The following is a 16,086-nucleotide window of genomic DNA, read 5'->3' as shown; positions in this document are numbered from 1 at the left end:
AAGGCCTGACGGTGCAACACCGTCATGGATGCCTATGATTTATGCCCAAAGCGCATAAATCGCATGTCCAAATCTCGTTTGTGGCCGAAATCAAAAGCAACGTAAGTTTTCCCCATTAGAAAATGGAAGCTCACCAACGAGCTCAGGGGATCGAAATTTGACCAACTCAGCGCTACTGGACGTGAAAGCGCTTGTGATCGTGCCGCAACGAAAGATCGGCACCAAGATCATGGCGGCAATCTGCATCATCCTGCTTCTCCTGTTGGCGAGAGCCTTCTGGAAGGGTGACATCGCCTGGGAATATGTCGGACAGAACCTGTTTGCCAGGGCCGTCATGATCGGGGTCGGCAACACGATCATCATGACGTTCTGCGCCATGATCGTCGGTATCGTTCTCGGTGTCATCGCGGCGATCATGCGCATGTCGGATAATCCGGTTCTGCGCAGCATTTCGGTCGGCTATGTCTGGCTCTTCCGCGGCACGCCGGCGCTGCTACAGCTTCTCTTGTGGTTCAATCTCGCCCTGATTTTTCCGACGATCGGCATTCCGGGCGTTCTCTCCGTCCGAACGGTCGACATCATGACGCCGTTCGTTGCGGCACTGCTCGGCCTCGGCATCCAGCAGGGCGCCTATACGGCGGAAGTCGTGCGCGCCGGGCTTCTGTCGATCGACAAGGGTCAGATGGAAGCCGCGCAGTCGATCGGCATGACGAAGCTGCGGGCGACGCTGAAGATCGTCCTGCCGCAGGCCATGCGCGTCATCGTTCCGCCGATCGGCAACGAAACGATCGGAATGGTCAAGCTGACGTCGCTCGCCAGCGTCATCCAATATTCCGAGGTGCTGAAGAACGTCGAGGACATCTACTATGTCAACTCGCGCGTCATCGAGCTGCTGATCGTCGCCGCCATCTGGTACATGGTCGTCGTCACCGTGCTCAGTATCGCCCAGATCTATATCGAGCGGCATTTCTCCAAGGGCTGGGGCAGGCGGGATGCTGGCGCCCAGCAGGCGACCAATCAGGCCGTGGTCGGGGAGGCTGGCTGATGGACGCGATCATCAAGGCACACGGCCTGCAGAAGTATTTCGGCACGTTTCACGTCCTCAAGGATATCGATTTCGAGATCAGGAAGGGCGAAGTCGTCTGCATCATCGGCCCTTCCGGCTCGGGTAAGAGCACCTTCCTGCGCTGCGTCAACCAGCTCGAGCAGATCGATGCCGGCTATGTCACGGTCGAAGATGAAATCGCCGGCTATCGCCGCGAGGGCAACCGGCTGTTTCCGCTGCCGGATCGCGAGATTGCGCGGCAGCGTCAGTCGGTCGGCATGGTCTTCCAGAAATTTCATCTCTTCCCGCATCGCACCGTCCTGCAGAACGTCATCGAAGGCCCGGTCGGCGTGCAGAGGCGGCCGAAGCAGGAATGCATCGCCGAGGCGCGCGTTCTTCTGCAGCGTGTCGGTCTCGCCGACAAGGCGGGCGCCTATCCGGGTGAGCTTTCCGGCGGCCAGCAGCAGCGCATCGCCATTGCCCGCGCGCTTGCCATGAAACCGAAGGCGATGCTGTTCGACGAACCGACCTCGGCGCTCGATCCTGAACTCGTCGGCGAAGTCCTCGGCGTCATGAAGGAGCTTGCCGCATCCGGCACGACGATGATCGTCGTCACGCATGAGATCGGCTTTTGCCGCGAGGTCGCCGACCGCGTCGTCTTCATGGATGCCGGCATGATCGTCGAGACCGGGACGCCGAGCGACATATTGGAAAACCCCAGGAATCCCAGAGTGAAGAACTTCATCTCTGCGGTGCTTTAACAAGAAAAACCCTGAAAAAGATCATCAGAGGAGAATTGCATGAAACTCATTCGTCTCGCCGCCTCAGTAGCCCTTCTTTCACTCGCGGCCACCGCTGCTTCGGCGGATTCGAGCCTCAACCTGATCAAGGATGGCGAACTCCGCATCATGACCAACCCGATCTATCCGCCGATGGAATTCGTCAATCCGGACACCGGCACGATCGATGGCTTCGACGTCGATCTGGCAAACGCGATTGCCAAGAAGCTCAATCTCACGACCGTTTTCGTGACCTCCGCCTTCCAGGAGCTGCAGAGCGGCCTTCAGACCGGTCGCGCCGACATGATCATTTCCGGCATGAGCGACAACATGAAGCGTCAGGCCGCCATGGACTTCGTCGACTACATCACCAGCGGCCCGATCCTCTTCACCGTCAATGCCAACGCCGGAACCTACAAGCAGGCGAGCGACCTTTGCGGCAAGACGGTCGCCGGAAGCCGCAGCACGACCTTCGGCGATAACGTCAAAGCATGGAGCGCTGAGAATTGCGAAGGCAAGGGCAAGCCCGCCATCAAGTTTGAGGGCACTGCGGATTCGAACGCTGCCCGTCTCGGCATGAAGCAGGGCCGCTATGACGCAGTCGTGCAGGGCATCGAAACGATCGCCTACCAGATGCGCATCGAGCCCAATACCTATACGCTCGTCGGCGAGCCGCTGCTCAGCAACGACACGTTCGGCATCGGCTTCAAGAAAGACCATACCGCGCTTCGCGATGCGGTTGCCGGCGCTCTCGACGCGCTGATCAAGGACGGCACCTATGATGAGATCCTCAAGAAGTGGGGCCTCGTCCACAATGCCGTTCCGAAGGCCGTGATCAACGGCGTCAAGTAACACTTAGAAGAAGCGCCGCAGTAACGGCGGCGCTTCTTCCCTATCTCATGGATGCAGCCGATAGCCGGGGCGCTCAAGCGTCCACGGATGGACGGTTGCGGCCCAAGACACACCGAAACGCATGCTGAGTCCCATGACTACCAAGAGTGCAACCAAATCCGCGAAACCAAGCCTGTGGCCGGAAGGCCGGCAATCGGCTGTGGCGCTCGCCTTCGATGTGGATGGCCCGACGGGCGATGCGATGCTCGATGGCTCGCTGCTCTCCAACCCCCGCTATTTCACGCAAGGCGCCTATGGCCCGTGGCGGGCGCTACCGCGCCTTCTCGATCTTCTCGCTGCTTACGGCCTCAAGGCAACCTTCTTCGTTCCGACCTGGGTGATCGAACATTGGCCGTCGCAATGCGAACGCATCCTCAAGGATGCCCACGAGATCGCCTATCACGGCCATTATCACGAGGTCTTCATCGACTGCAGCCGTCAGCAGCAGCTCGACATCATGGGGCGTTCTCGCGACATTTTCCAAAGCCGCATGGGTGTGACGCCGGTCGGTTTCCGCACGCCCTCGGGCGACTGGAGCGACGAGACGGCCGAATTGCTGCACGAGTTCGGCGTGATCTATTCCAGCTCGATGCGCGGTGACGACCGGCCTTATTTTCATACGACACCGCGCGGCCGTGGCCTGGTCGAGATCCCGGGCCGTTGGGATATCGATGATTACACCGCTCTTGCCTACAGCGAAGAGCCTGACTTTCCCATCGGTCTCGACCGGATCTCAGGCTACGCCGATGTCCAGCGCAACTGGTGCGCCGAATTCGAGGGTTATCATCGCGAAGGCCTCTGCTGGACGACGATCCTGCATCCGAAGGTCTGCGCCAAGCCCGGCCGGCTTGCGATCCTAGAGGGTCTGTTCAAGGCGATCACCGCCCATGGCGACAGCGTCTGGGCAACACACTGTGCGGAGATCGCAAAGTGGTGGATTGCACAACATCCGGAGAATGCCGCATGACCCATACGTCTTCAAAAGGCTTCTGGCCACAGGGCAAGACATGCGCGGCGATCATTTCTGTGATCTTTGACGACGGGCTCGATGCTGTCGCGCAGGCGCCTGACCTCAAAGAGCGCAGCAAGAGTTTTTCCGTCTGGCAATACGGCGCCACGCGCGGGGTCGAACGCCTTTGCAATGCCTTTGCCGATGCCGGCATATCCACGAGCTGGTTCGTGCCGGGGATCGTTGCGGAGAGCCACAAAGAGTTGCTGCGCGATGTCGTGTCGCCGCATCATGATATCGAAAGCCACGGCTGGGATTTCGAGCGTTATGACGCCATGCAGGCAACCGAGGCCGTCGATCTCCTCAAGCGCAGCCGCGAGAGGCTGAACGCGATCGCATCGAACGAGGTTTCCGGCTTCCGGTTGCCCGCCGGCAACTGGCCGCGCCACTTCGATCGGCTCCTCGTCGAGGCCGGCTACACTTGGTCGGCATCGCTGAATGGCGACGATGTGCCCTACAGACATTCCTCGTCGCTGGTGGAGATCCCGGTTCATAATGAGCTCGAGGACCGGCCCTATTTCCAGTTCAATTTCACCCCGGCCTTTCCGAAGGGGCAAAGCCGCATCCCGTCCTATGAGGCGGTTCTCGGCAACTGGATCGCCGAGTTCGATGCCTACCGCAAATATGGCCTCTGCTATGTCATCCAGCTTCGCCCGGAATGGACCGGCACGCCCGGCAGGATCGCGCTCGTCGAAGCCTTGCTGGCCCATATCAAAAGCTTCGACGACGTGTGGCTGGCGACGGCCGCTGAGGTGGCACGGTGGCACGCCGGCAAGGAAAGTGCCGCACCAGCCGATCATCCGATCAACGTCTATGAAGCCTATGTTGATGAGGAAGAGGCCCGTGAGCGTTAATCTGACACAGGCAATAGCGGAGCTTGTCTGCTCGACGAGATTTGAAGCCTTTACGCCCGAGACCATCCACAAGGCGAAGCTTCACATCCTCGATACGCTGGGTGCTGCGATTGCCGGTTCCGCATCCCGCGAAACTGATGCCGTCGTCGCGATGCTCGGCATCCAGGCAGGAACCGGACATTCCACGATCTGGGGGCGGTCGACCGCGGCGGACGCGAGAACATCTGCCTTCGCCAACGGCGTCTCCGCCCATGCCTACGAGCTTGATGACAGCGGCGGCTGCGATCATTCCGGAGCAGTTGTGCTTCCGGCCGTGCTTGCCGCGCTCGGCGACAGTAGCCAGCCGTTAAGTGGTCGCGAACTGTTGCGTAGTGTCCTGCTCGGCTACGAAGTCGGCCGGCGCGTGCTGGAAGCGGTCGGTGGCTACGAAGAGCACAATGGTCTCGGCTGGCATTCGACGGGTACATGCGGCGGTTCGGCGCTGCCGCTGCCGTCGGCAGCATGGTGAACCTCGACGTGAATGCCATGGCCTCAGCACTTGGTTCGGCCTGCTCCTTTGCCGGCGGAACCTGGGCCTTCATCCATAATGGCAGCTCGACCAAGAAGCTCCATGCCGGCCGGGCCGCCGAAGGCGGGCTCATGGCTGCCTATCTTGCACGGCAGGGGTTCGAAGGTCCCGACAGCGTCTTCGAGGCCGAGCGCTGGGGCAGCTTTTTCGCGACCTTCGGTGCTAACAAGGGCGATCCGCAGGCACTGATCCGCGACTTCGGGCATTATTGGCGGCTGAACCGATGCTCCATCAAGCCGCACGCTACCTGCCGTGGCACCCACGCCGGGATCGATGCGCTGGATCTGATGCTGCAGCGCCACGGCCTTGATCCCGCCGATATCGCCGCCATCGAAGTCGACATCAGCGGCTTTCAATACGGCATGTGCGGCGGCAAGGTCATTCAATCCCGCGCACAGGCCCAGATGAGTCTGCCCTATGCGCTGGCGGCACGGCTGCTCTACGGCAAGGTCTTTCTGGCCGAACTGGAAGAAGCCGCCTGGTCGGCCGCCGAGATCGGCCCGTTGATGGACCGCATCACGGTGCGTATTGATCCGGCGATGAAGGATGAGGACGAGCCGGCGATCACCATCGTCACGATATCAGGTGAGCGGCATCAGCTTGTCGTCGAGTTTCCGCTCGGAGGTCCGCAGAACCCGCTCTCCGATGAACGATTGATCGGAAAATATGCGGCACTTGCTGGCATGGTGCTGCCGACGGCAAGGGTCGACGCCATCAGCGACTTCGTTCTCGACCTCGAAAACCAGACAGACGCCCGCAGCCTGCTTGCGCTGCTTCAATAGAGAATGCGCCCGGAGGAGGGCTGCATTCGTTCGAAAGGGAAGATCGCGATGAAAAACCAGAAAGAAGCCACATGGTCCCCGCTGTTCAAGCAGGCGGTCTCCAGGGATTTCGAAAGCTTTCACGAATGCCTTGATCAGGACAAGCGCATTGCATTGCACGACGTTGCGGGATCGAAAGTCCACGCCGAGATGCTCGCCCGCGCAGGCATATTGACTACCGAGGACAACGCGCAAATCCAGACCGGCCTCGACCAGATTGCCGAAGAAATGCGCTTGGGCACCTTCGAATGGAAGGCGGAGCTCGAAGACGTTCACACCAATGTCGAGAACCGGTTGATCGCACTCATCGGCGATGCCGGCAAGAAGCTGCATACTGCCAGATCGCGCAACGATCAGGTCGCGACCGACATTCGCCTCTATGCCCGCGAGCAATTGGATCTTCTTGCCGACGATCTGAAGACGCTTATCGGCGCCTTTGTCGACCTGGCTGAAAAACATGCCGATGCGATCATGCCCGGCTTCACACATCTGCAGGTGGCCCAGCCCGTCACCTTCGGCCACCATCTCATGGCCTATGTCGAAATGTTCCTGCGTGATCTCGATCGCGTCGGCGCGGCGCGGGAGCGTCTCAACGTTTCCCCGCTTGGTGCTGCGGCCCTTGCTGGAAGCGGCTATCCGATCGATCCCGAATACAGCGCCTCCGAGCTTGGCTTTGCCGCATCCTTTGCCAATTCACTCGACGCCGTTTCCGACCGCGACTATGTCGTCGACGTCTGCAGCTCCGGTTCGATCATCATGGGGCACCTCTCGCGCTTCAGCGAGGAGGTCATCCTCTGGTGCACGCCGATGTTCGATTTCATCGAGGTCGGCGATCAGTTCTGCACCGGCTCGTCGATCATGCCGCAGAAGCGCAATCCGGATCTGGCGGAACTGGTGCGCGGCAAGGCCGCTCGTGTCATGGGAAATCTCGCTTTTTCGGCGGCACTGATGAAAAGTCAGCCGCTTGCCTTCAACAAGGATCAGCAGGAATCGAAGCCGCCGCTCACCGATACCCTTGAGACCGTCCGCGCTGCGGTCAGCGTCACGGCGCGGATGATCCCGACGATCACGGTCAAGCATGCAAGGATGCTTGCGGCCGCCAATCAGGGCTATTCGACGGCAACAGACCTTGCTGACTATCTTGTTCGCGCCGGCCTGCCGTTTCGCGATGCCCACCACGCGGTCGCCGCGATTGTCGGGGCCGCCCGTGACAAGGCGCTGCCGACGCTTTCGGAGCTTTCGCTCGCCGACATGCAGGCCTTTGCTCCGACCATTCGCGAGGATGTCTTCCAGGTGCTGACCGTCGAGGGCTCGGTCGCCAGCCGCGATCACAAGGGCGGCACGGCGCCGCGCCGGGTCCGGGAAGCCATAGAGACGGTGCGCCGCGCAATCGCCTGAGCGCCATCGGTTGCCATTCCATGCACATGCTTTAATGCTTGCTGTTCGAGACAGCAGCGGAAAAGCCGGGTAGGGAATGGAGCCGAGGTTCGATCACAACAGATTGCCGCCGCTGCAGACCTTTTCCGTCGTCGCGGAAACGGGCAGTTTTACGGCGGCAGCAGCCGAACTCAATCTTAGCCAGAGCGCGATCAGCCGGCAGGTGCAGCAGCTCGAACATTATTTCGGCTGCAGTCTGTTCGAGCGCCATACCCGTAAAGTTGCGCTGACGGAGCGCGGCATGGCGCTGATCCCGATCGTCGACGGCCTGCTGGCGTCGCTCAAGACCTCGTTCGAGGCGACGCGGACCACGGTGCGCTCTCTCACTATCCGCATGCCGCCGACCTTCGCGCGCAAATGGTTCCTGCCGCGTCTGCCGGATCTTCACAGCCATCATGAAGACCTGAATATCAATATCGATACCGCCTGGTTCCTGCGGCCGACCTTTTCGGTCGGCGATATCGACATGCTCATCACCTATGGCAATGGCCACTGGCCGGGCATGGATGTGCTGCCGCTATTACGGGAACGACTGACGCCGATGTGCTCGGCGCAATTCCTGCCCAAACTCGGCGATCCGCCTGAGGTCAAGAACCTGCAGAACTGCGTGCTGCTGCACTCCAATCCGCGCCACAGCGACTGGACACTCTGGCTGCAGGCCGAAGGCGCCTATTCCTTCCAGGCCTCCCGTCATCAGGTTTTCGACACGCAGGATTTCGCGATGACGGCAGCCGCGAGCGGCTACGGCGTGACGATGGGCGATCTTGCCTTTTCGCGGCAGGATCTGGAAAGCGGCGAGCTGGTCGCTCCCTTCGAGCGCATCATCGACAGCGGCTATGGCTACTACGCGCTTTGGCCGGCGCGAGCAGAAGCACGCCAGAAAGTGTGCGCCTTTTCCGACTGGCTTGGGCACGCCTGCCGCGCGAGCGCGGACGGTTTTGGCGAAGGTCAGGCTTAACGCTTCAGGGTGGCGCTGCGCTACCGAACTCAGAGAGCTGTCGCCAGCGCCTTCATCCAGATCGCTACCGCTGCCGCACCGCCATCCTCTATCCCAAGAGCTCTCTCGCCAAGGTAGCTCGCGCGGCCGAGCTTTGGCACCATATCCGCCGTGCGGCGCGCGCCCTCGGCGGCCACCGTCGCTGCCTGTTTCCATGCCTCGGTCGCAGGCACTTTGTCGTCGGCAGCTTCCAGAGCCTTCAAGGCCGGATCGAGCGCATCGAGCATGGTTCGATCGCCCGGTTTTGCGCCGCCGATCTCGCTGATTGCAGCAATACCGACCGCGAAGGCGGCGCGAAAGTCGTCCGGTGAGAAGCGATTGTTTTGGTTAAGATGGCGGCCGGCTCGGGTGAGCGCAATTGCATAGAAAGGACCGGAGCTTCCGGCGATCGCCCGTCGCAACGCATTGCCGATCGCAACCAACGCATTGGCGGGATTGATCCATGCGTCTTCCGGCAGGGCGCGAATGGCCTCGGCGCCACGGAGCATGCTCGCCCCAAGATCGCCATCGCCGGCCTTGCTGTCGAGCTCCGTCAGCTGGGTTTCGGCTGCTTCCAGCGCATCGCTGACGGCAAGGCCGATCCGGCGCAGTTCGCGAGGATCGAACAGACCAGCATCGCCAAGCGGCGCCTCGTTTTCCGATGCTCTTGGCACCTGCACGATATGGGGCGCCTCCGCAATCGCACCACCCCTCGGCCAGGCGGTCGCGGAGGTCTCGGCGTCCAGTAGCTCGGCATCGCCTTGGCGCAAGTCCAGGAGCGAGATCGAGCAGCCGGGCATTTCGAGTGCGGTCAGGAAGTTGCCGCTCCATGCCCGCTCGATTCTGAGGCCGCGCGCGCGCAGCGATGCGATCGCGCAACGCGCCACGACCGCCAGTTCCATGGGCGGTGTCGCGCCGAGACCATTGATGAGCAATGCGACCTTGGCGCTCGTGGCAAGCTGCATGTCGTTGACGATCTGCTCGATGATCCTGTCGGTGATGGCGTCGGCTGGCAGGAGTTTCGTGCGCTCGACGCCTTTTTCCCCGTGAATGCCGAGACCGAGTTCAATTTCGTCCTCGCCAAGTGTGAAACCGGCCTTACCTGCGGCCGGGACGATGCAGGAGCCGAGTGCGACCCCCATGGTGCCGAGACGGGATGCCGCAGACCGGGCGATCGCGGCAACCTCCTTCAGGCTCTTGCCGCTGGCTGCGGCAGCACCCGCGATCTTGTGTATCAGCACCGTTCCGGCAATGCCGCGGCGACGCTCGCGCGGCACAAGGCCGGAGAGCGCCACATCATCCGCCACGACGACGACTTCGGTCGGAATGCCCTCGATGGTCGCCAATTCGGCGGCAAGACCAAAGTTCAAGCGATCGCCGGTGTAGTTTTTAACGATCAGAAGCGCACCCGCCGGGCCGGCGCTGGCGCGAATGGCGGCAAGAACCGCATCGACGCTCGGGGAGGTGAAGACCTCTCCAGTGACGGCCGCGGTCAACATGCCCGGGCCGACATATCCAGCATGGGCAGGCTCGTGCCCCGCACCGCCACCCGAGATCAGCGCCACGGGCCGCTCGGCGGGCGCGGGAAGGTCTGAACGAATGACGACATTCTCGGCATCCAGCAAGGCGAGGCCGGGTGCGAGAGCGACGATGCCCTCCAGCATTTCTCGCACGACGTCGGCGGGTCTGTTGATGAGCTTCTTCATGGTCGTCCTCCTCTTGCCTGCACGGCCCGCTTCCGGTCGGCCAGCCATCCCGGATGGGACAAAGACCAACTTGGGTGCGCCCGGTCTCCTACGGAACCGCGCGCACCATATCATAGCCGCCATTCACGCCATCAACCGATGGGGAAAAAATTAAGCGGTGTTGCAAGCGCGGCTTGCTGCCCTGGGCGCATGACCAAGCGCATGACTAGGGCGCCTGTTCTTCCCCCAGTATTTCCGCCTTCCTGACGAGCTCGGCGACCGAACGCGCCTCCATCTTCCGCATGACATTGCCGCGATGCAGCTTCACGGTCACTTCGCTGATGCCGAGTTCGTGGGCGATCTGCTTGTTCATCAGTCCCGTGACCACGGCTTTCATGACCTCGCGTTCGCGTGGGGTAAGGTGTCCCGCAAGCGCAACAACCGCCTCGCTCTGCGCGCTCTGACGTCTGCGTGCGGCGTCGCGCTCAAGCGCCACCGCCACCGCATCGAGAACATCCTGATCCTTGAAGGGTTTGGTCAGAAAATCGACGGCCCCTGCCTTCATGGCGCGTACGCTCATCGGGATATCGCCAAACCCGGTCATGAAGACGATCGGCATCTTGTTGCCGAGGCGCTCAAGGTGCAGCTGGAAATCCAGTCCGCTGACGCCAGGCAGCCGAACATCGAGGAGGATGCACCCCGGACGGTCGAAATTTGCGGCCTGCATCAGCGCCGAGGCGCTTTCAAAGGCCTCCGCCTCGAATTTCATCGAGCGGAACAGATCCGTCAGCGCCTCGCGCATCGACAGATCATCGTCGACGATGAAGATGACCGGTGCAGGCGGCACCTTTGGCAACTTGCGTGTGTCAGGCATGTTCCATCTCCGGCTTCATGGGCAGGCGTATCTGGAAGATCGCACCGCCTTCGGGATGATTGGTGCCATCGAGCTTTCCGCCCCGCGCTTCGAGCGAGCTGCGGCATATGGAAAGGCCCATGCCCATGCCCTTCGCCTTGGTCGTGAAGAAAGGGGAGAACAATTTGTCTTTTGCGTTTGCATCGATGCCCGGCCCGGTGTCGTGTACGATGATGGAAACATGTTCGCTATCCGCCTGGCTTGCCGTGATCCTGACGATCCGCTGCGGACTCCCTGCCTCTTCCATGGACTGTATGGCATTCGTGATCAGATTGATCAGCACTTGCTGCAGTTCGATTTTCACGGTTGAAATGGAGGGTATATTCGGGCCGAAATCCACAAGCGCATTCGTTCTGCTCCGCTGAAGTTCGTGTTCCATCAAGCCTATCGTTTCCTCGATCAGCTCACGCAGATCGATCGTTTCCAACTTGTCGCTCGATGGAGCAAGCAGGCTGCGGGCATTGTGGATGATTTCGCTTGCGCGCTGGCTGTCGCGGATCATCCTTTCCGCCGAACGTCGGGCGGCGGCGAGTTCAGGAGGTTCGCGATCGAGCCATCGCAACAGTGTCTGCGCGTTGACGACGATCGCGCCAAGCGGCTGGTTGAGCTCATGGGCAAGGGAAGCCGACATGGCGCCGACCGTTGCGGCCTTTGAGGCCTTCGTCAGTTCCGCCTGTGCTTCGACACGGGCTTTCAGCGCCATTTCGCGTTGCGTGATATCGACCATGCTGACCACGACGCGATTGAAGGCAGCGGGATCTTCGGGAAGATTGATGCTCAACAGCACGAACTTGTCTTCGCCGCTATCGGCTCGCACCTTGACATTGTCCTCGAAGATCCTCTTTCCGTCCATGATTGCCTGAAACATGTCGATGAGCGTCTGTTGTTCGGCCTGAATGTAGGAATGCAGGACGCCGACCGCGGAAGACCGCGCGCCGAGCAGTTCGCGCGCGGCTTCATTGGCCGCAACGACCCTGACCAGGCTTATGCAATCGTCAAGGAAGCCCGGATTGGTGCGGGCATGTGCCCCGATATTCGTGATGCCTTTGGCGCGGATTTCACCCAGATAGCTGTGCAGTTTCGAATAATCCCGCTCCCAGAGCGCGACCCGCGTGCGGTCGAAAATCGAGCGATACCGTGCCTCGCTTTTCGTGAGGGCGGAGTTGCTCGAAAGCAGGCTGAGGCGGGTCGTTTCCGTTTTCAGCAGCAGGATCGTCGTGACGATCAGCGCAGCCAATGCGCCGAAGAGGCGGATTGTCGACTGAAGATCCACATCCTGGCCATGAGCCACGGCGTAGGAAACATGGGTCATGATGTAGGAAAGAACCGTCAGGATTGCGCATCCGATCGCGGCGAGCAGAAGGCCGATGCGCGTGGTAGCCTGGGCGGCGAGAAGCATGCTGACGACATAGAAGACCGCAATGGCGCCTTCTATGTCGGTATAGGTATCGATGTAGAATACGAAGATCGCGAGCGCAATCGCGGCAAGGCCAAAGGCCGCATTGTTGCGGCCTCCGGGGTCGTGTGCGCGACGTAGCAGCGACGCTTTGGACATTGTTCCTTCAGCCTGTTCGATCCCAAGCCTATGCTTTTGCCGGCACAATTGGGTCTATACATAGGTGTGGCGGCGACGATAGCGCCGAGGCAAGGGGTCGTCCAGCGGCTGTTTCAATTCGCCGGAGCCTGCACCACTTGCGGCGCCGTAACGATCACGTCTGGCTCTGATTGGAGGAGGTTCCAGTGCGGATGGCCGTGGAAGCCGGGACGAAGGAGACATGGCCGCTGCTTTGGAACTGCACCCAATAGCCGAGGGCCATGAAAACGGCGCCGCCGACAAGGTTGCCGAGCGTGACCCATACGAGATTGTGAACAGCGCCATCGAGCGTGATATTGGCGGGATGATCGCCCATCAAAGCCATGGCAAAGGTGAACATGTTGGCGACCGAGTGCTCGTAACCTGCGGCCACGAAGATCGTGATCGGCCAGAAGATCAGCATGATCTTGGCAGCAGCATTATCCGTGCGCCCTGCCATCCAGATCGCCAGACAGACAAGCCAGTTGCACAGGATGCCGCGCGCAAAGAGCGCGAGAGAACTTGCCGACATCTTGGCCGAGACGATGGCGAAGAAAGTCTGGCTGCCATCACCCAGCAGTACGCCGCCGCCAGCAAGGTGGAAGAGACCGGCAAGCACCACGGCGCCGATCAGGTTGCCGACCCAGGCGGCTATCCACACAAGCACCATATCGGTAATCCCCGCGCGCCGGGTCAGGACCGCAAGAGGCATATACATCGCCGTTCCCGTAAAAAGTTCGGAGCCGGCGAAGACGACGATCGTCAGGGCTGACGAAAATACGGCGCCCATGACCAGATGAGCCCAGGCAGGATCGGCGTGCGCGCCGGCGGTAAACATGAGGATGTCGCCAAAACCGATATAGGCGCCCGCCATTGCCGCTCCGATGAGGAAGGCAAACAGCTGCGTGCGCACGATATGCGCCTTGTGTTCGCCTGAGGTGGCGAAGTTGACGATGGAATCCTGATACATACGAGATCCTCGCATTAACGCCTGGATCGAACCGAGGGCGTGCTGATTGATGCACGCAAGCTAGTCGCATGGGATGTCGTACTGAATCATACTTAGGTGTAGGTGAGCTTGTGCTGGCGGAACGGCGACCCGCCGGCGCCAAGGGACGCGGGCGGGATCGAGCAGCTCTTGATTGACTGGCCAAGCCGACGGCCGGCGCGCGGTCCGATTGCCTAGCGCCGCTAGAGCGTGATGCCGAAAAGTGTAAGCGGTTTTCGGGCGACATCACGCTCTACCCATTTGATTCTAGAGCGGATTCAGATTTTAGATCGAACAGACCTAAAATCATCCGGCTCTAGCGATTGAGTAAGAAATGCCTCAGACGCAGACCCGGCATTCGCCCCCTTTGATGCGTGGAAAATCATAGGCATTGACCTTCGACGTCGTATAGCCGGCCCCGACGAGGGCTTCCGCCAGCTTGATCGCGGCGGTGACGCCATCGATGACCGGAACGCCGGTTGCCGCCTGCAGCCTATCGCAAAGGGAGGACATGCCGGCACAGCCGAGAATGATGGCTTCGGCGCGATCTTCCTTCTTGGCCTTCTCGATTTCATCGACCAGCAGACGCTCAGCCTCGACGGGATCTTCCTCCAAGCCGAGGACCGGCAGGTCGATGGCGCGAACGTTGCGGCAATGGCGTTCGGCACCGTAGTCGCTGACGAGATCCTCGATGATCGGAATGGAGCGGGGCAGGGTGGTGATGATCGAGAACCGGCGGCTGATGGTCATGGCGACCTGGACGGCCGCCTGGCAAATGCCGATGACCGGCCCGCGCGCCACTTCGCGGGCGGCATGCAGCCCCGGATCGTCGAAGCAGGCGACGACATAGGCATCGACGCCAAGGGCTTCCCCCTTGCGGATTTCGGCCAGCATTCCCGGCATGGCGGCCGCCTCGTCGGCGCTGCCTTCGATGCTGACGGGCGTGTCGGTCGGATTGACCGCTGAGACTTGCGTGCCGACCTGCTTGACGCGAAGGGCGCTGTCGAGCGCCTGCGCCGTCATGGATGCGGTCGAATTCGGATTGATGAGACGTATGTGCATTGCGGCGGGACCTTTCATCCATCCTTGTCTTGCGGCGGGAGGAAATCGGCGATCGGCGGGGCCTTGAGGACGAACTGACGATCCGAGACGATGTAGTTGTCTGCGTGCAGGCGGGCGATCGGCTGGTAATTTTCGGGGTCGACGTAGTGCCCCGCGGCATCGAGGCAGTTGCGCCGCACATGCATATGGACGACCTCGCCGAGAACGAGCGTGCGGCGCGGATAGTCGATGAGGCGTTCGACCTTGCATTCGAAGACGCATGGGGATTCCGCGGCGTAGGCTGCGTCGATCTTGCGGCAAGGGGTTGCCGTGAGGCCGGCCATGGCCAACTCGTCGATCTCGCTGTCGAAGCCGAGGCCACAGACCAGCATCTGCTGCGCGATCGCCATGTCCACCATGTTGATCGAAAATTCCCGGGTCCGGCGGATATTGGCGACCGTATCCTTTTCCTCGCCGCTCAGCCGTGGTTGTATGCCCAGGACGACGATCGGCGGATCGTGCGAGAAGACATTGAAGAAGCTCATCGGCGCCGCATTGTTGTGGCCGGCCGGTGAACGCGTCGTCACCAGAGCGATCGGGCGCGGCCCGACGAAGTTCGTCAAAAGCCGATAACGGCTCTGAGGCTCAAGTTCGGCAAAGTCGAATTCCATCGCGCCATCCATGCGTTGATTTATAATTGACAATATCATTCCATATTGTCGACAATTCTGCAATCAAAATCCAATTGTTGCGATTGACTTTTTCCCACGCATCACGCTTCTCTAGCCTCAACGAGGAGTGCAACTCATGACGGATCAAAACGGGACCTCCGTGGAGCAGATTGTCGAGAAAGTCTGGCTGTCCATCGCGGAGCGAAGGCTCAGACCCGGCGTTCAGCTCAAGGAAGAGCAGATGGCCGCGATCTTCAATGTCAGCCGGGCCCGCATCCGCCAGGCGCTTTCGACGTTGCAACGCGATGGCCTCATTACGATCATTCCCAATCGCGGCGCCTTTGTCTCGAAACCATCGGTCGAAGAGGCCCGGGATGTGTTCTTCGTTCGCCGGACGGTTGAGCGCTGCGTGGTCGAGCGGCTCTGCAAGGGGATCTCCAAGGCCGAGGTGAAGCGCCTGCGCGAGCATGTTGCCAAGGAGCGCATCGCCAACGCTGACGATGTCACGACCGATATCATCAAGCTTTCCGGCGGCTTCCATCTGCTGCTGGCAGAGACCGTCGGCTCGGATTTTCTGTTTGCGACAATGCGCGATCTCATAGCCCGTTCCTCCCTGATAACAGCCGTCTACCGCAACACCAACCGCTTCAATTGCGGCCCTGACGAGCACGCCGAGATCGTCGAAGCTATTGTCGGCAATGATGTCAACAAGGCATCTCATCTCATGGCGCATCACCTCGAACATGTCGAATCGGAACTCGATTTGACCGAGATCCGCGATCTTTCCCACGACCTGCGCGCGGCGCTCGCCTGAAGGCGCCGCACGCAGCTTCCG

15 protein-coding genes and 1 pseudogene are annotated in these 16,086 nt (G+C 60.8%); 10 read left to right on the top strand and 6 right to left on the bottom strand.

All coding sequences use genetic code 11. From position 1 onward, the window contains the following. Window positions 1-157 precede the first annotated feature (157 nt). The 9 genes and pseudogenes from ACIQWP_RS26780 (at window position 158) to ACIQWP_RS26740 (ending at window position 8,362) form a co-directional block, all read left to right on the top strand. Window positions 158-1,045, top strand: a complete 888-nt coding sequence (locus ACIQWP_RS26780) for an amino acid ABC transporter permease (RefSeq protein ID WP_402794031.1) — start codon at window positions 158-160, stop codon at window positions 1,043-1,045. Then, a complete protein-coding gene (locus tag ACIQWP_RS26775) occupies window positions 1,045-1,806 on the top strand; it encodes an amino acid ABC transporter ATP-binding protein (protein WP_402794029.1) in 762 nt (253 codons plus the stop codon). Before ACIQWP_RS26780 ends, ACIQWP_RS26775 begins: the two co-directional genes overlap by 1 nt. Window positions 1,807-1,845: 39 nt before the next feature. Continuing rightward, window positions 1,846-2,676 (top strand): ABC transporter substrate-binding protein, encoded by an 831-nt coding sequence (locus ACIQWP_RS26770; RefSeq protein WP_402794027.1) that lies wholly within the window; start codon window positions 1,846-1,848, stop codon window positions 2,674-2,676. Between the two features lie 133 nt (window positions 2,677-2,809). Further along, window positions 2,810-3,682 carry a polysaccharide deacetylase gene (locus ACIQWP_RS26765; RefSeq protein WP_402794025.1) on the top strand — a complete coding sequence of 291 codons (873 nt, stop codon included), beginning with the start codon at window positions 2,810-2,812 and terminating at the stop codon, window positions 3,680-3,682. Continuing rightward, complete coding sequence (locus ACIQWP_RS26760; protein ID WP_402794023.1) at window positions 3,679-4,578, top strand: polysaccharide deacetylase family protein; 900 nt, start codon at window positions 3,679-3,681, stop codon at window positions 4,576-4,578. Before ACIQWP_RS26765 ends, ACIQWP_RS26760 begins: the two co-directional genes overlap by 4 nt. Further along, window positions 4,538-5,250 (top strand): annotated as a pseudogene (locus tag ACIQWP_RS26755) (MmgE/PrpD family protein); the annotation flags it as partial. The gene ACIQWP_RS26760 and the pseudogene ACIQWP_RS26755, both read left to right, overlap by 41 nt. A gap of 183 nt (window positions 5,251-5,433) precedes the next feature. After that, window positions 5,434-5,928, top strand: a complete 495-nt coding sequence (locus tag ACIQWP_RS26750; protein ID WP_402794140.1) for a hypothetical protein — start codon at window positions 5,434-5,436, stop codon at window positions 5,926-5,928. Between the two features lie 48 nt (window positions 5,929-5,976). Beyond that, complete coding sequence (gene argH / locus ACIQWP_RS26745) at window positions 5,977-7,365, top strand: argininosuccinate lyase (RefSeq protein WP_402794021.1); 1,389 nt, start codon at window positions 5,977-5,979, stop codon at window positions 7,363-7,365. A 76-nt stretch (window positions 7,366-7,441) separates the two neighbouring features. Then, window positions 7,442-8,362 carry a LysR substrate-binding domain-containing protein gene (locus tag ACIQWP_RS26740; protein ID WP_402794020.1) on the top strand — a complete coding sequence of 307 codons (921 nt, stop codon included), beginning with the start codon at window positions 7,442-7,444 and terminating at the stop codon, window positions 8,360-8,362. Between the two features lie 29 nt (window positions 8,363-8,391). Here ACIQWP_RS26740 and ACIQWP_RS26735 read toward each other — a convergent pair whose 3' ends face one another. The 6 genes from ACIQWP_RS26735 to ACIQWP_RS26710 all read right to left on the bottom strand — a co-directional run bounded on the left by ACIQWP_RS26735 (window position 8,392) and on the right by ACIQWP_RS26710 (window position 15,251). Then, a complete protein-coding gene (locus tag ACIQWP_RS26735) occupies window positions 8,392-10,086 on the bottom strand; it encodes a dihydroxyacetone kinase family protein (RefSeq protein ID WP_402794018.1) in 1,695 nt (564 codons plus the stop codon). A 205-nt stretch (window positions 10,087-10,291) separates the two neighbouring features. Beyond that, window positions 10,292-10,939: a response regulator transcription factor gene (locus ACIQWP_RS26730; protein WP_402794016.1), complete on the bottom strand. Its 648-nt coding sequence runs from the start codon at window positions 10,937-10,939 to the stop codon at window positions 10,292-10,294. Next, window positions 10,932-12,533, bottom strand: a complete 1,602-nt coding sequence (locus ACIQWP_RS26725; protein ID WP_402794014.1) for a sensor histidine kinase — start codon at window positions 12,531-12,533, stop codon at window positions 10,932-10,934. The genes ACIQWP_RS26730 and ACIQWP_RS26725 overlap by 8 nt, the downstream gene beginning before the upstream one ends. A gap of 154 nt (window positions 12,534-12,687) precedes the next feature. Further along, window positions 12,688-13,521, bottom strand: a complete 834-nt coding sequence (locus tag ACIQWP_RS26720; protein ID WP_402794012.1) for a formate/nitrite transporter family protein — start codon at window positions 13,519-13,521, stop codon at window positions 12,688-12,690. 357 nt (window positions 13,522-13,878) lie between these two features. Next, a complete protein-coding gene (locus tag ACIQWP_RS26715; protein ID WP_402794010.1) occupies window positions 13,879-14,601 on the bottom strand; it encodes an aspartate/glutamate racemase family protein in 723 nt (240 codons plus the stop codon). A 14-nt stretch (window positions 14,602-14,615) separates the two neighbouring features. Then, the gene (locus tag ACIQWP_RS26710) at window positions 14,616-15,251 is read right to left on the bottom strand and encodes a flavin reductase family protein (RefSeq protein ID WP_402794008.1); all 636 of its coding nucleotides are present in this window, start codon (window positions 15,249-15,251) and stop codon (window positions 14,616-14,618) included. 136 nt (window positions 15,252-15,387) lie between these two features. Here ACIQWP_RS26710 and ACIQWP_RS26705 point away from each other — a divergent pair, with 136 nt between their 5' ends. Next, entirely contained in the window at window positions 15,388-16,065 is a 678-nt protein-coding gene (locus ACIQWP_RS26705; protein ID WP_402794006.1) for a GntR family transcriptional regulator, read from the top strand. The last annotated feature ends 21 nt before the right edge of the window (window positions 16,066-16,086 follow it).

The sequence above is a fragment of the Rhizobium sp. NPDC090279 genome (genome assembly GCF_044769665.1).
Taxonomy (GTDB): Bacteria; Pseudomonadota; Alphaproteobacteria; order Rhizobiales; family Rhizobiaceae; genus Rhizobium.
This window is presented reverse-complemented; position numbering and strand designations above follow the sequence as displayed.

Bases quoted from the DNA above. Each gene is read 5' to 3' on its own strand.
- ACIQWP_RS26775 (WP_402794029.1), top strand. From the start codon at position 1,045: ATGGACGCGATCATCAAGGCACACGGCCTGCAGAAGTATTTCGGCACG.
- ACIQWP_RS26770 (WP_402794027.1), top strand. From the start codon at position 1,846: ATGAAACTCATTCGTCTCGCCGCCTCAGTAGCCCTTCTTTCACTCGCG.
- ACIQWP_RS26765 (WP_402794025.1), top strand. From the start codon at position 2,810: ATGACTACCAAGAGTGCAACCAAATCCGCGAAACCAAGCCTGTGGCCG.
- ACIQWP_RS26760 (WP_402794023.1), top strand. From the start codon at position 3,679: ATGACCCATACGTCTTCAAAAGGCTTCTGGCCACAGGGCAAGACATGC.
- ACIQWP_RS26750 (WP_402794140.1), top strand. From the start codon at position 5,434: ATGCTGCAGCGCCACGGCCTTGATCCCGCCGATATCGCCGCCATCGAA.
- argH (WP_402794021.1), top strand. From the start codon at position 5,977: ATGAAAAACCAGAAAGAAGCCACATGGTCCCCGCTGTTCAAGCAGGCG.
- ACIQWP_RS26740 (WP_402794020.1), top strand. From the start codon at position 7,442: ATGGAGCCGAGGTTCGATCACAACAGATTGCCGCCGCTGCAGACCTTT.
- ACIQWP_RS26735 (WP_402794018.1), bottom strand. From the start codon at position 10,086: ATGAAGAAGCTCATCAACAGACCCGCCGACGTCGTGCGAGAAATGCTG.
- ACIQWP_RS26730 (WP_402794016.1), bottom strand. From the start codon at position 10,939: ATGCCTGACACACGCAAGTTGCCAAAGGTGCCGCCTGCACCGGTCATC.
- ACIQWP_RS26725 (WP_402794014.1), bottom strand. From the start codon at position 12,533: ATGTCCAAAGCGTCGCTGCTACGTCGCGCACACGACCCCGGAGGCCGC.
- ACIQWP_RS26720 (WP_402794012.1), bottom strand. From the start codon at position 13,521: ATGTATCAGGATTCCATCGTCAACTTCGCCACCTCAGGCGAACACAAG.
- ACIQWP_RS26715 (WP_402794010.1), bottom strand. From the start codon at position 14,601: ATGCACATACGTCTCATCAATCCGAATTCGACCGCATCCATGACGGCG.
- ACIQWP_RS26710 (WP_402794008.1), bottom strand. From the start codon at position 15,251: ATGGAATTCGACTTTGCCGAACTTGAGCCTCAGAGCCGTTATCGGCTT.
- ACIQWP_RS26705 (WP_402794006.1), top strand. From the start codon at position 15,388: ATGACGGATCAAAACGGGACCTCCGTGGAGCAGATTGTCGAGAAAGTC.